General features: G+C 72.1%; 13 protein-coding genes. 8 read left to right on the top strand and 5 right to left on the bottom strand.

The genetic code is table 11. From position 1 onward, the window contains the following. Nucleotides 1-24: 24 nt before the first annotated feature. Entirely contained in the window at nt 25-1,137 is a 1,113-nt protein-coding gene (locus tag ABZ721_RS13625; protein WP_358788773.1) for a hypothetical protein, read from the bottom strand. A 136-nt stretch (nt 1,138-1,273) separates the two neighbouring features. Continuing rightward, nucleotides 1,274-1,828, bottom strand: coding sequence for a rhomboid family intramembrane serine protease (locus tag ABZ721_RS13620; protein ID WP_358788807.1), 555 nt, complete (start codon nt 1,826-1,828; stop codon nt 1,274-1,276). Between the two features lie 265 nt (nt 1,829-2,093). Here ABZ721_RS13620 and ABZ721_RS13615 point away from each other — a divergent pair, with 265 nt between their 5' ends. The 6 genes from ABZ721_RS13615 to ABZ721_RS13590 all read left to right on the top strand — a co-directional run bounded on the left by ABZ721_RS13615 (nt 2,094) and on the right by ABZ721_RS13590 (nt 7,062). Continuing rightward, nucleotides 2,094-2,768 carry a UbiX family flavin prenyltransferase gene (locus ABZ721_RS13615; RefSeq protein WP_358788772.1) on the top strand — a complete coding sequence of 225 codons (675 nt, stop codon included), beginning with the start codon at nt 2,094-2,096 and terminating at the stop codon, nt 2,766-2,768. A 93-nt stretch (nt 2,769-2,861) separates the two neighbouring features. Beyond that, entirely contained in the window at nt 2,862-3,317 is a 456-nt protein-coding gene (locus tag ABZ721_RS13610; protein WP_250977167.1) for an Lrp/AsnC family transcriptional regulator, read from the top strand. 75 nt (nt 3,318-3,392) lie between these two features. Further along, nucleotides 3,393-4,556, top strand: coding sequence for an aminofutalosine synthase MqnE (gene mqnE / locus ABZ721_RS13605; protein ID WP_358788771.1), 1,164 nt, complete (start codon nt 3,393-3,395; stop codon nt 4,554-4,556). A gap of 114 nt (nt 4,557-4,670) precedes the next feature. After that, a complete protein-coding gene (locus ABZ721_RS13600; protein WP_358788770.1) occupies nt 4,671-5,189 on the top strand; it encodes a GNAT family N-acetyltransferase in 519 nt (172 codons plus the stop codon). Nucleotides 5,190-5,218: 29 nt separating this feature from the next. Continuing rightward, on the top strand, nt 5,219-5,506 hold the full coding sequence (locus ABZ721_RS13595; protein ID WP_358788769.1) for a DUF4229 domain-containing protein: 288 nt from the start codon (nt 5,219-5,221) through the stop codon (nt 5,504-5,506). A gap of 230 nt (nt 5,507-5,736) precedes the next feature. Continuing rightward, the gene (locus ABZ721_RS13590) at nt 5,737-7,062 is read left to right on the top strand and encodes a dicarboxylate/amino acid:cation symporter (RefSeq protein WP_358788768.1); all 1,326 of its coding nucleotides are present in this window, start codon (nt 5,737-5,739) and stop codon (nt 7,060-7,062) included. A gap of 76 nt (nt 7,063-7,138) precedes the next feature. On the opposite strand, the gene ABZ721_RS13585 is transcribed toward ABZ721_RS13590, so the two are convergent. Further along, nucleotides 7,139-7,687 carry a DUF1707 and FHA domain-containing protein gene (locus tag ABZ721_RS13585; protein WP_358788767.1) on the bottom strand — a complete coding sequence of 183 codons (549 nt, stop codon included), beginning with the start codon at nt 7,685-7,687 and terminating at the stop codon, nt 7,139-7,141. Nucleotides 7,688-7,879: 192 nt separating this feature from the next. On the opposite strand from ABZ721_RS13585, the gene ABZ721_RS13580 reads away from it, so the two are divergent. Further along, the gene (locus ABZ721_RS13580; protein WP_358788806.1) at nt 7,880-8,473 is read left to right on the top strand and encodes a TetR/AcrR family transcriptional regulator; all 594 of its coding nucleotides are present in this window, start codon (nt 7,880-7,882) and stop codon (nt 8,471-8,473) included. Here ABZ721_RS13580 and ABZ721_RS13575 read toward each other — a convergent pair. Together ABZ721_RS13575 and ABZ721_RS13570 are read right to left on the bottom strand one after the other, a co-directional pair. Then, entirely contained in the window at nt 8,436-9,320 is an 885-nt protein-coding gene (locus ABZ721_RS13575; protein ID WP_358788766.1) for a MaoC/PaaZ C-terminal domain-containing protein, read from the bottom strand. The genes ABZ721_RS13580 and ABZ721_RS13575 overlap by 38 nt on opposite strands. A 40-nt stretch (nt 9,321-9,360) precedes the next feature. Beyond that, complete coding sequence (locus ABZ721_RS13570) at nt 9,361-10,620, bottom strand: 3-oxoacyl-ACP reductase (protein WP_358788765.1); 1,260 nt, start codon at nt 10,618-10,620, stop codon at nt 9,361-9,363. Nucleotides 10,621-10,702: 82 nt separating this feature from the next. On the opposite strand from ABZ721_RS13570, the gene ABZ721_RS13565 reads away from it, so the two are divergent. Then, entirely contained in the window at nt 10,703-12,031 is a 1,329-nt protein-coding gene (locus ABZ721_RS13565; protein WP_358788764.1) for an acetyl-CoA C-acetyltransferase, read from the top strand. Nucleotides 12,032-12,143: the final 112 nt, after the last annotated feature.

Genomic DNA, 12,143 nt, shown 5'->3' with positions numbered 1-12,143 from the left:
CACCGGGGCCGCGGCCGCCGGGCGCTACGCGCCGAGGCCCTTGAGGTTCTGGGCGCCGAGCATGAACAGGCCCATGATGTCCTGCGGGGTGAACGGCCGTGCTCCGGCCGGGGCCGTGACCGGGGCGCTGCCGCCGTCCAGGCCGATGACCAGCGGGAGCTTGCCCTGGGACGGCTTCTTGTTGAGCTGGGTCAGGTCGACGGTGATCCCGGACAGCATGCCGTCCTTGATCGACAGATCCACCGTGTAGTCCTTGGCCGGGACCTTGTTGAGGTCCGCCGCCTTGAAGTCCGGGATCTGCTTCTCCAGCGGGGCGAGGCTCTTGGCGAGCTCCTTGGCCGCGGGGCCGCCCGGGACCGTCATCGTGACGTGGTCCACGCCGTGGTCGCTGCCCTTGTCCGTGAACTTGGCGTTGTGCTCCATCGCGTTCCTGATCGCGTCGACCAGCTGCTGCTGGGTCTTGGCGTCGAACGACGACGGGTCCGGCAGCGGCGACTTGCCGAGGCCCTTGTCACCGCCGAGGGTCTTGCCGAGGTCCGAGAACGCCGCCGGGTCGATGGAGACCCACTTGCCCTCCAGCACGTCCTTCACGGCGCCGAGCGAGGCCGGGATGTCCTCGGCCGAGGGGAGGAGCCCCTCCAGGGACGTCTCCTTGTCCTTGCCGCCGAGCGAGGCCAGCGCCTTGACGTCGGCCCGGATGTAGACCTTCTTGCCGATGGAGCGGACCTCGATGAGGTTCTGCTTGCCCGCGGCGTCCGAGGACAGCTGGAAGGAGAAGGACGAGGCGTCGCTCGGGGCGGCCTTCGCGTCCTTCGCGGCCGCGGAGTCCTTGAGCGCCTTGTCGGAGCTCAGCCCGAGCTTGGCGTGCAGGCTCGCGAGCATCTTCGCGTCGTCCTTGGTGAAGTCGTCCTCACCCTTCATCGCGGCCCAGACCTGGTCCTCGGTGGCGTCGAAGGAGACGGTCGCGGTGACGGCCTTCTGCTCGCCGAGCTTGTCCACGGCGTTCTTGACCTTCACGGCCGCGCCGACCTGCTGGACGGTGCCGCAGGCGGCGGAGGCGGTGGCTATGAGGGCGACGCAGCCGATGGCGGCCAGACCCTTGTGTGCGGTGCTGATGTGGTGACTCCCGTAGAACATGCGGGCCTTCGGCCAATGGCCTGGGGCGCCGGGTGAGATCTTCAGATTAGCGGTGCGTGCCGGGCGGCACTGAGGGCTTTTTCGGCAGGTTTCACTGATGCGGCCGGTGCGGCCGGTGCCGCCGGTGCGGCAGGTGTCATCGCGCCGTCCGGTCGGACGGGCCGGCGAGGTCGGGCGTGCGGACGCGGAAGAAGAAGGCGGAGGCGATGCCCCCGAGGAGCCCGAAGAGGTGGCCCTGCCAGGAGACGCCCTCGGCGGTGGGCAGCACGCCCCACAGGATCGACCCGTACAGCACCGCGACGCCGAGGCCGACCGCTATGTCCAGCACCCGCCGGTCGACGAAGCCGCGCACCAGCAGGTAGCCGAAGAGGCCGAAGACGACACCGGAGGCGCCCGCCGTGTTGGTGTGCGGGGGCGCGACGAGCCAGACGCCCAGGCCGCTGGTCAGGATGATGACGAAGGAGACGCTGAGGAAGCGGACGATGCCGCGCAGCGCCGCGATGAACCCCAGGACGAGCAGCGGCAGGCTGTTGGCCGCGACATGGGCGAACCCGAAGTGCGTGAAGGCGGCCGGGATGATGTCGCGCAGCTCACCCGTCTCGCGCGGCACGATGCCGAAGGTGTCGAGCGAGTGGTCCGTCACCACATCCACGGCTTCGAGCAGCCACAGCAGCCCCACCCACGCCAGCATGACCGCGGCGGCGGCCGTGACCCGCGCCCCGCCCCGCAGGGGAGCGGCCAGGCCGACACTCGCGTGTGCGGTGCGCGCGGTGCGCGAGGTCCGCGCGGAACGGTCCGCTACCGGTTCGTGGCTGTGACTCACCGAGGCCCCCCTCAGATCCATGTGTCCCTACCGTAGACAACGCCGCCGACATCCGGGGTGGTTCCCGAGGGCTCGACCGGGCCGGCGCCTCTCCGGTCACAGGGCGTCCCACGTGTCCGGATAGGCTCGCCGGGTGGAAACGAGCCTGCGCACACCCTGGATCGTCGGGGTCTCCGGAGCATCCGGGACGCCCTACGCCGCCGCCGTCCTGCGGGGGCTGCTGCGAGCGGGCGAGGCCGTGGACCTGGTGGTCAGCCGGGCCGCCCGGCTCACGCTGCTCGACGAGACGGGCCACCCGTTCCGCGACGCGCACTGGCGCGACGACCTGCGGACCTGGCTGAAGCGCGGCGCCGACGGCAAGGACGGGTCGTTCGACCTGGAGCCCGCGGACCTGGCGGACGTGCGGTTCTGGGCCGCCGGCGACCTCGCGGCCGGACCGTCCTCCGGTTCGTACCCGGTCAAGGGCATGCTCATCGTGCCGGCCAGCACCGCCTGCGTGGCGGGCGTCGCGCTCGGACTGTCGAAGGACCTGCTGCAGCGGGCGGCGAGCGTCACGCTCAAGGAGCGCAGGCCCCTGGTGGTCGCGGTCCGCGAGACCCCGCTCAACGGCCAGACCCTCAAGCACCTGGTGACGCTCGACGAGGCGGGCGCCGTCGTGCTGCCCGCGTCACCCGCCTTCTACGCGGGCGCCCGGCACATCCAGGACCTGGTCGACTTCGTCGCCGGGCGGGTGCTGGACGCGGCGGCCGTGCCGCACCAGCTGTACCGCCGCTGGGAGGGCGAGCTCGGATCGGCCGGTTCCGGCTGACCTCCGCGCTGATGCGCAGGCCGCAGGGTCGCGGATGCCTTAGATTCTTGTTCGCACGGCGCAATCGATGCATGAACGGGAGGGTCCAGGCATATGGACGCGGTGGACAGGCAGCTCATCCAGGCGCTGCGCGAGAACGGGCGGGCCTCGTACGCGGAACTGGGCCGGCTGGTGGGGCTCTCCGGGCCCAGCGTCACCGACCGGATCAACCGCCTGGAACAGGCCGGGGTGATCACCGGCTACCGGGCCACCGTCGCGCCTGTGGCGCTCGGACTGGGCGTGACCGCCCTGGTCGGGCTGCAGCTCAGTGACGCGGCCGACCACGAGGACGTGGCCCACCGGCTGCGCGACCTGGACGAGATCGAGGACTGCTGGTTCATCGCCGGCGACGACTCGTACATGCTCAAGGTCAGGGTCGGCGACGTGGACGGACTGGAGCGCACGATCCGCCGGCTGTCGGGCACGAAGGGCGTGGCCCGTACCCGGACCACGATCGTGCTCTCCACGAAGTGGGAGAACCGGGTCGGATCGCTCCCCGAAGAGGCATGAGTGGGCCCTGCTCGCGGGCGGGATCCGGGGGAGTAGCTTTGATCGGGTCGGAATGGCAACTAGGAGGCGGCAGGCATGGACGCTGGACTCAAGCGTGAGCTGGAGGAGAAGGTCTACGCGGGTGAGCGGCTGACCCGTGAGGACGGAGTCGCCCTCTACGAGTCCGACGACCTCGCCTGGCTGGGTGGTCTCGCGCACCACGTGCGGACGGAGAAGAACGGCGATGTCGTCCACTTCAACGTCAACCGGCACCTGAACATGACGAACGTGTGCACCGCGTCGTGCGCCTACTGCTCGTTCCAGCGCAAGCCGGGCGAGAAGGACGCGTACACGATGCGCATCGAGGAGGCCGTCCGCCTCGCGAAGACGATGGAGGGCGAGAACCTCACCGAGCTGCACATCGTCAACGGTCTGCACCCGACGCTGCCGTGGCGGTACTACCCGCGCTCGCTGAAGGCCCTCAAGGAGGCGCTGCCGTCCGTCTCGCTGAAGGCGTTCACGGCGACGGAGATCCACCACTTCGAGACGATCTCCGGCCTGTCGGCCTCCGACATCCTGGACGAGCTGATCGAGGCGGGCCTGGAGTCGCTGACCGGCGGCGGCGCCGAGATCTTCGACTGGGAGGTCCGGCAGCACATCGTGGACCACCGCACCCACTGGGAGGACTGGTCCCGGATCCACCGCCTGGCGCACTCCAAGGGCCTCAAGACCCCGGCGACGATGCTCTACGGGCACATCGAGGAGCCGCGGCACCGGGTGGACCACGTGCTGCGGCTGCGCGAGCTGCAGGACGAGACCGGCGGCTTCCAGGTCTTCATCCCGCTGCGGTACCAGCACGACTTCGTGGACATGAAGGACGGCAAGATCCGCAACACGCTGCAGGCCCGCACCACGATGGCCAGCGGCGCCGACGCGCTCAAGACGTTCGCCGTCTCCCGGCTGCTCTTCGACAACGTGCCGCACGTCAAGGTCTTCTGGGTGATGCACGGCGTGCAGACGGCGCAGCTGGCGCTGCAGCACGGCGCGGACGACATGGACGGCTCGGTCGTCGAGTACAAGATCACCCATGACGCGGACGACTTCGGCACGCCGAACAAGCTGAACCGCGACGACATCCTGGAGCTGATCCGCGACGCCGGGTTCCGGCCGGTCGAGCGCAACACGCGCTACGAGATCATCCGCGAGTACCCGGGGCCGGACGCCGAGCGGCGCGAGTCCCCGCAGCTGATGCGGTTCTGACGCTCCGGCGTCCCGCTGTTCGTCCGGGGCCCCGACCGCACGCGTGAGCGTGCCGTCGGGGCCCCCGGCTTTTCCTCGTTGCGGGACGGTGGCGGTAATAGTTACGATGAGCACATGACCCTTACCTTTGCCCGCGACCCCGAGCTGACCGCCGACCTGCGCGAAGAGATCGTCCGGATCTGGACCGACGCCTCCAACGCCGGCGGCGCGATCGGGTTCGTCCCGCCGGTCACGGCCGAGGACGTGCGCCCGGCCGCCGAGGGCCAGTTCGAGGCGGTCGGCGCGGGGGCCCAGCGACTGCTCGTCGCGTACGAGGACGGCCGGGCGGTCGGCACGGTCTTCCTCAAGCTGAACACCCACCGCCTGATGCGGCACTGGTGCACGCTGGTCACGGTCATGGTCGACCCGGCCCTGCAGGGCGGCGGCCGCGGCCGGCGGATGGTCCTCGAGGCCGTCGACTTCGCCCGTGACCTGGGCTTCGACTCGCTCCGCCTCGGGGTGCGCGGCGGCACCGGCGTGGACGCCTTCTACGCCGGCTGCGGCTTCAAGGAAGTGGGCCGCGTGCCGGACGCGATCCGCGTCGCCGACGGCGACTTCCGCGACGACATCGCTATGTGGCTCCCCCTGCACTGATCGTCGGACGCCCGTGCTTCACTGGAAGCATGTTCCGTTACACCGCCATGCGTTTTGGCCTCTTCGTCGCCTGCTTCGCGGTCATCTGGGGTCTGGTCTCCCTGCGGATCCTGCCGGCCGGGCTCGGTAGCTCGAACCTGCTGTGGGTCGCGCTCCTCGCCCTCGTCATCTCCGCGCCGCTCAGCTTCGTCCTGCTGCGCGGCGCCCGTGACGCCGCGTCCGCCCAGGTCTCCGCGCGCGTCGAGCGCAGCCGGTCGAACTTCGCCAAGAGCCGGAGCGCGGAGGACGCGGCGGACGACGCCGCGCGTACCGCGTAGCGCCTTGGCGCTTTGGCGCCTTGGCGTTGCAGAACCGTAGTGCCGTAGCGCCGTTCGGCAGAGCGCGTACCGCAGGGGGTCGGTGAGTAACCCTCGTCACACACTTCGCCATGCCCCGCCCGGAACGTCACGTTCCGGGCGGGGTTTTGCGTTCTCCGCCCCCCTGCGGCCCTGGGGGACCCAAAGAATCGCTTTGGGTTTCTCAAAGCACGGGTGTTAGCGTCAGGAACATGTCTCCTACATCCAGTCGCGTACGCATACCCAAGATCCCGTTCTGGGCCCAGATACTCGGCGGCCTCGTCCTCGGTGTGCTCCTCGGCTGGATCGCCCGCAGCGGTGACGTCGCCTGGCTCGGCAAGACGCTCGACGAGATCGGCTCGATCTTCGTCCAGCTGCTGAAGCTCGCCGTCGCCCCGCTGGTCTTCTTCGCCATCGTGGTGTCCATCACCAACCTGCGGAACGTCTCCAACGCCGCCCGGCTGGCGACCCGCACGCTGCTCTGGTTCATGATCACGTCGCTGATCGCGGTCTCCATCGGCCTCGCGATCGGGCTGCTCACCAACCCGGGCTCCGGCAGCGGCCTGACCCCGGCCGACGGCGCCAAGCCCAAGCACACCGGCTCCTGGCTGGACTTCCTCACCGGGATTATCCCGACGGACGTCATCACGCCGTTCACCGAGCTGAACGTGCTGCAGATCGTCTTCATGGCGGCCGTCGTCGGCATCGCGCTGCTGCAGCTCGGCGAGAAGGCCGAGCCGATCCTCACCCTCAGCACCTCGGTCCTCGAACTGCTGCAGAAGGCCCTGTGGTGGGTCATCAAGCTCGCGCCGCTGGGCACGCTGGGCCTGATCGGCAACGCGATCAACACCTACGGCTGGGACCTGATCAAGCAGTACGCGACCTTCACCGCCGACGTCTACGTCGGCTGCGCGCTCGTGCTGTTCGGCGTCTACCCGCTGCTGCTGGCCACCGTCGCCAAGGTCAGCCCGCTGCAGTTCTTCCGCGGCGCCTGGCCCGCCATCCAGCTCGCCTTCGTCTCGCGCTCCTCGGTCGGCACGATGCCGGTCACCCAGCGCGTCACCGAACGCCTCGGCGTCCCGCGCGAGTACGCCTCCTTCGCCGTCCCGTTCGGCGCCACCACCAAGATGGACGGCTGCGCCGCGATCTACCCGGCCCTCGCCGCCATCTTCATCGCCGAGGTCTTCGGCATCCACCTGGGCATCGGCGACTACCTGCTGATCGCCTTCGTCTCGGTCATCGGCTCCGCGGCGACGGCGGGCCTCACCGGCGCCACCGTGATGCTCACCCTGACCCTCTCCACCCTGGGCCTCCCGCTGGAGGGCGTCGGCCTCCTCCTGGCGATCGACCCCATCCTCGACATGATGCGGACCGCCACGAACGTGGCCGGCCAGTCCGTCGTCCCGGTCATCGTCGCGGCCCGCGAGAACATCCTGGACCGCGACAAGTACGCCACGGCCCACGGCGCGGACATCGACGACCTGATGTCCGACGAAGCGGAAGCCGACCGCGAGCCCCGCGTCCCGGTCGCCGCCTGACCCCACCCACGACCGTGCCCCCGGCCCTCTCCACGAGGTACGGGGGCACCGTCATGAGCGGGTGGGTCCGGGCGGATCAGCCGGAGGCCAGGCGGAAGTTGAGGCTGCCGAAGGCCACGTGGTCGCCGGGGTGGACGCGGACCGTGCCCGTGATGCGGAGGCCGTTGACGTGGGTGCCGTTGAGGGAGCCCAGGTCGGAGAGGAGCCAGGCGTCGTCCTGGTAGCGCAGCTCGGCGTGGGTGCGGGAGACCGAGTCGTGGCCCAGGCGCAGGTCGCACACCGGGGCGCGGCCGATGCGCAGCGGTTGCGGGCCCGGCTCGGGCAGCCGCAGGCCGGGGAGCTGCTCGGTGCGCCAGCTGCCGCGCAGCCGTACCGAGAGCGCCGAGAGGCGGGCGACGCTGCGCAGCAGCAGGAGTTGCGGCGAGCGGCCGCGGGAGGGGAGGTCGGCGAGGGCGCTCTCGACCTCGGCACGCGTGCGGGCGGTGAGCACGATGTGCATGCGGTGCATGAAGGTGTCGTGGGAGATCCGGCCATCGCCGGTCCCGGCGCGCAGCACGTCGAGCGCGTGGTCCCGTTCGGTCTCCGACGGCCGTACACCGTGGGCGCGGAACTCGGGCGACGTCATGCTGGGATTGTCGGCCCGGCAGTGGGAATCTGTCCAGATTCACGGGAGGTGGCCGGTTCCGCGGGGCCCGCCGCCGTCGGCGGTCCCGGCACCCCGCAGCCCCGTAGGCTTACTTACGGGTAGCGCTACGAAAGGTGGCACGGGGTGGGTGCGAAGACCAAGCGGGTGCCGCGGCACGTGCGGGAGCAGCAGATGCTCGACGCGGCGGTGGCGACGTTCGCGCGGCGCGGGTACCGGGCGGCCTCGATGGACGAGATCGCCGAGCTGGCCGGGGTGTCCAAGCCGCTCGTCTATCTGTATCTGAACTCGAAGGAAGAGCTCTTCACCGCCTGCATCCGCCGCGAGGCGGCCGCGCTCACCGAAGCGGTGCGGGCCGGGGTGGAGCCGGGGGCGGCGCCCGACCGGCAACTGTGGTGCGGGCTGCGGGCGTTCTTCACGCACACGACGGAGCGCCCCGACGGCTGGACCGTGCTGTACCAGCAGGCCAGGACGCAGGGGGAGCCCTTCGCCGACGAGGTCGCGAAGATGCGCGCGGAGATCGCCGAGTTCGTCCGGGAGCTGATCGCCGCCGCCGCCCGCGAGGCCGACTGCGAGGGCGAGCTCGCCGAGCGCGAGGTGACGGCGCTGGCGCAGGCCCTGGTGGGCGCGGCCGAGTCGCTGGCGGGCTGGGGCTGCGGGCAGCCGGGCCAGTCGGGCAAGGACACCGCGGCGACGCTGATGAACTTCGCCTGGGCCGGCCTGGACAACCTCATGAACGGCCGGCGCTGGGAACCACCTCGCCCGTGAGGTGGACGCGGTCCCCGCTGCGGACCTCGAAGCGGCCCGCCGCACCGGCGGCGGTGCAGGCCGCGTAGGTCACCGTGCCGGGGAGCAGCACCGGCGCCCTGAACCTGGCGTGCAGGGTGACGTGTTCGGCCGTCGCCGGCACCGCCTCGGCCGCGCAGCGGGCCACGGTCCACATGCCGTGGGCGATGGCGCGGGGGAAGCCCAGCGGCTTCGCCGTCCAGGGGTGGAGGTGGATCGGGTTGTAGTCGCCGGACACCCGCGCGTGGCGGCGGCCCAGGTCCGCGCCGAGCTGCCAGGTGGCGACGGCGGGCAGCCGGCTCCCCTCCGGCTCCGGCGCTTCGTCCGGGCGCGGGCCGGTGGCGCCGCTGTGCCGGGCCAGGTACGTGCTGCGGTCGGACCAGACGAGCTCGCCGTCGAGGCGCGCCTCGGTGACGAGCACGGCTTCGGTGCCCCGGTGGTGCGGGCGGAGCGCCGCGGTGTGGACGGTCAGTTCGGGCCGGTCGCCCGCGCGCAGGGCGCGCTGCTGGTTGATCTCGATCGAGGTGTGCACCAGCCCCAGCAGCGGCAGCGGGAACGCGCGGTCGGCCATCAGCCGCGCCGCGAGCGGGAATCCGAGGATGTGCGGGTACGTCAGCGGCACCGTGTCGGCCGGCTGCTCCTGGGGGAAGCCGCAGACCCGCGCGTACGCGGCGAGCCGCCCCGGGTCGACGCGCACGGCGGGCAGGACCAGCCGGTCGGCGGGCGCGGCGCCGTCGCGCGGCCGCCCGCGCTTGCGGCGCGAGCCGAGCGCGCCCCTGGCCAGGACCAGCGGGAGCCGCGGGGGCGCGGCGAGGGTGTGGATGGGCACGTCGGGCCGTCCTTTCCGGTCGGTGTCGTCGAAGGGGGCGCTACGCGCCCAGGAGGCTCTGGCCGCAGACGCGGACCACCTGGCCCGTGACGCCGCCCGAGCCCGGGTCGGCGAACCAGGCGATGGTCTCGGCCACGTCGACCGGCAGTCCGCCCTGGCCGAGGGAGTTCATCCGGCGCCCCGCCTCGCGGATGAACAGCGGGACCGCGGCCGTCATCTTCGTCTCGATGAAGCCGGGGGCGACGGCGTTGACGGTGATGCCGTGCTCCGCCGTGCGCGGATCCGTCGCGAGCGCGCGCACGAAGCCGATGACGCCCGCCTTCGAGGCGGCGTAGTTGGTCTGGCCGGCGTTGCCCGCGATGCCGCTGATCGAGGCGGTGGCGACGATCCGGCCGCCGTCGTGCAGGGTGCCGGCCTTCAGCAGGTGGTCGGTGGTGCGGATGACGCTGCCGAGGTTGACGTCGAGGACGGAGTCCCAGCGGTCGGCGGCCATGTTGGCCAGCTTGCGGTCGCGGGTGATCCCGGCGTTGTGGACCAGGACGTCCAGGCCGTCGGGGAGTGCGGCGGCGATGCGTTCCCCGGCGTCCGGCGCGGTGATGTCCAGCGCCAGCGCGGTGCCGCCCAGCCGCCGCGCGACATCGGTCAGCGCCTCCTGCGCCTGCGGGACGTCGAGGCAGACGACGTGGTGGCCGTCACGGGCGAGGGTGGCGGCGACGGACTCGCCGATGCCGCGCGCGGCGCCCGTGACCAGCGCGATCCGGCCGGTGCCGGCTGCGTCCTGGGAAGGGGAGGGGGCCGGGCCGATCTCGATGACCTGGCCGCTGACGTACGCGGACTTGGGGGAGAGCAGGAAGCGCAGCGTCGACTCGGTGTCGGCGCCGGGCGCCAGGCGCAGCAGCTGGACGGTGCGGCCGCGGCCGATCTCCTTGCCGAGCGAGCGGACGAAGCCTTCGAGTGCCTGCTGGGCGGCGGCCTGGTGCGGATCGGCCGGGTCCGGGGCGGCGCCGAGGACGACCAGCCGGCCGCAGGGCGCGATCGAGCGGACGACCGGGTGCAGCGCGGCGTACACGTCGTGCAGCCCGGCGGGTCGGCGGACGCCGGTGGCGTCCAGCACGACGGCCGCCGGAGCGGACTCCGGGGCCGGGTCGGGGACGCCGGCCGTCAGCCGCAGGATCGGTCCCGCCGGCTCCGGGTGCTCGGGGGACCAGCGCCGCAGCGCGGTGGGCTGGGGAAGACCGAGGCGGCCGGAGAGGAAGCGGCCGGGGGCCGTGCCCGTGAAACGGAGATAGCGATCGGCCATTGGCCTTCTCCTTACTCTGGAGTAAGTTTACCGCCGGTAAGGCTACTGGTGAGTCAGCGCCCAGCCAAGGGAGAGCCAGCCGATGAGTGCACGCAAGGACAGCAGGGACGGCCGGGACGGCCCGCGCCGGGTCGCCGTGGTGGCGGGCAACCGCATCCCGTTCGCCCGCTCCGACGGCCCGTACGCCACCGCGTCCAACCAGGACATGCTGGGTGCGGCGCTGGGCGGGCTGGTGGAACGGACCGGCCTGGCCGGTGAGCGCGTGGGCGAGTTCGTCGCCGGGGCCGTCCTCAAGCACAGCCGCGACTTCAACCTCGCCCGCGAGACCCTGCTCGGCAGCGCGCTCGACCCGGCCACCCCCGCCTACGACATCCAGCAGGCGTGCGGCACCGGGCTGCAGGCGATCATCGCCGTCGCCAACAAGATCGCGCTCGGCCAGCTGGAGTGCGGCATCGCGGGCGGCGCCGACACCGCGAGCGACGCGCCGCTCGGCGTCAACGACGAGCTGCGGAAGATCTTGCTGGAGGCTCGCCGGGCGAAGTCCGCGGGGGCGCGCGCCAAGGCGCTGGCGCGCATCCGGCCGCGCCACCTCGTACCGGAGATCCCGCGCAACGCCGAGCCGCGCACCGGGCTGTCGATGGGCGAGCACGCGGCGCTCACCGCGAAGCGGTGGGGCGTGGCGCGCGAGGCGCAGGACGTGCTGGCCGCCGCCAGCCACCAGCGGCTCGCGGCGGCGTACGAGCGCGGCCTCTTCGACGACCTGGTGACGCCGTTCCGCGGCCTGGACCGCGACCAGAACCTGCGCCCGGACTCGACGGCCGACAAGCTCGCGCGGCTGAAGCCGGTCTTCGGGGTGCGGGAGGGCGGCGCGACCATGACGGCCGGCAACTCGACCCCGCTGACGGACGGCGCAGCCGTGGTCCTGCTGGCGAGCGAGGAGTGGGCGGCGGAGCACGGGCACGAGCCGCTCGCGTACCTCACGGCCTACGAGACGGCCGCCGTCGACTTCGTCGGCAACCCCAAGGGCGACGAGGAGGGGCTGCTCATGGCGCCCGCGTACGCGGTGCCGCGGATGCTGAAGCGGGCCGGGCTCGCCCTCGGCGACTTCGACCTCTACGAGATCCACGAGGCGTTCGCGTCGCAGGTCCTGGCCACCCTCGCCGCCTGGGAGGACAAGGAGTTCTGCACCGGACGGCTGGGCCTGGCGGGCCCGTTGGGGACGGTGGACCGCGAGCGGCTGAACGTGGCCGGCTCGTCGCTCGCCACCGGGCACCCCTTCGCGGCGACCGGCGCCCGCATCGTCGCGACCCTCGCCACGCTGCTCGCCGAGCGCGGCGGCCCGGGGCGCGGACTCGTCTCCATCTGCGCGGCCGGCGGCCAGGGGGTCACGGCCGTGCTCGAACGCCCCTGAACCCGAGGCCCGGCAAGCACCGCACCGCCCGAACCGCCACGACCACACCGCCCCGCCCGCACCGCACCGTTCCGCATGCCCCGCCGCCGCCCTGACCGCCGCCGATCCGCGT

The organism is Streptomyces sp. NPDC006733 (assembly GCF_040636125.1).
Taxonomy (GTDB): Bacteria; Actinomycetota; Actinomycetes; order Streptomycetales; family Streptomycetaceae; genus Actinacidiphila.
Note: the sequence above shows the minus strand (reverse complement) of the source record. Positions and strands in the feature narration are given on the sequence as shown.

Excerpts from the sequence above, each read along its gene's own strand:
- ABZ721_RS13625 (WP_358788773.1), bottom strand. The coding sequence starts at position 1,137 with ATGTTCTACGGGAGTCACCACATCAGCACCGCACACAAGGGTCTGGCC.
- ABZ721_RS13620 (WP_358788807.1), bottom strand. The coding sequence starts at position 1,828 with ATGCTGGCGTGGGTGGGGCTGCTGTGGCTGCTCGAAGCCGTGGATGTG.
- ABZ721_RS13610 (WP_250977167.1), top strand. The coding sequence starts at position 2,862 with ATGGACGCGGTGGACAGGCAGCTCATCCAGGCGCTGCGCGAGAACGGG.
- mqnE (WP_358788771.1), top strand. The coding sequence starts at position 3,393 with ATGGACGCTGGACTCAAGCGTGAGCTGGAGGAGAAGGTCTACGCGGGT.
- ABZ721_RS13600 (WP_358788770.1), top strand. The coding sequence starts at position 4,671 with ATGACCCTTACCTTTGCCCGCGACCCCGAGCTGACCGCCGACCTGCGC.
- ABZ721_RS13595 (WP_358788769.1), top strand. The coding sequence starts at position 5,219 with ATGTTCCGTTACACCGCCATGCGTTTTGGCCTCTTCGTCGCCTGCTTC.
- ABZ721_RS13590 (WP_358788768.1), top strand. The coding sequence starts at position 5,737 with ATGTCTCCTACATCCAGTCGCGTACGCATACCCAAGATCCCGTTCTGG.
- ABZ721_RS13585 (WP_358788767.1), bottom strand. The coding sequence starts at position 7,687 with ATGACGTCGCCCGAGTTCCGCGCCCACGGTGTACGGCCGTCGGAGACC.
- ABZ721_RS13580 (WP_358788806.1), top strand. The coding sequence starts at position 7,880 with ATGCTCGACGCGGCGGTGGCGACGTTCGCGCGGCGCGGGTACCGGGCG.
- ABZ721_RS13570 (WP_358788765.1), bottom strand. The coding sequence starts at position 10,620 with ATGGCCGATCGCTATCTCCGTTTCACGGGCACGGCCCCCGGCCGCTTC.
- ABZ721_RS13565 (WP_358788764.1), top strand. The coding sequence starts at position 10,703 with ATGAGTGCACGCAAGGACAGCAGGGACGGCCGGGACGGCCCGCGCCGG.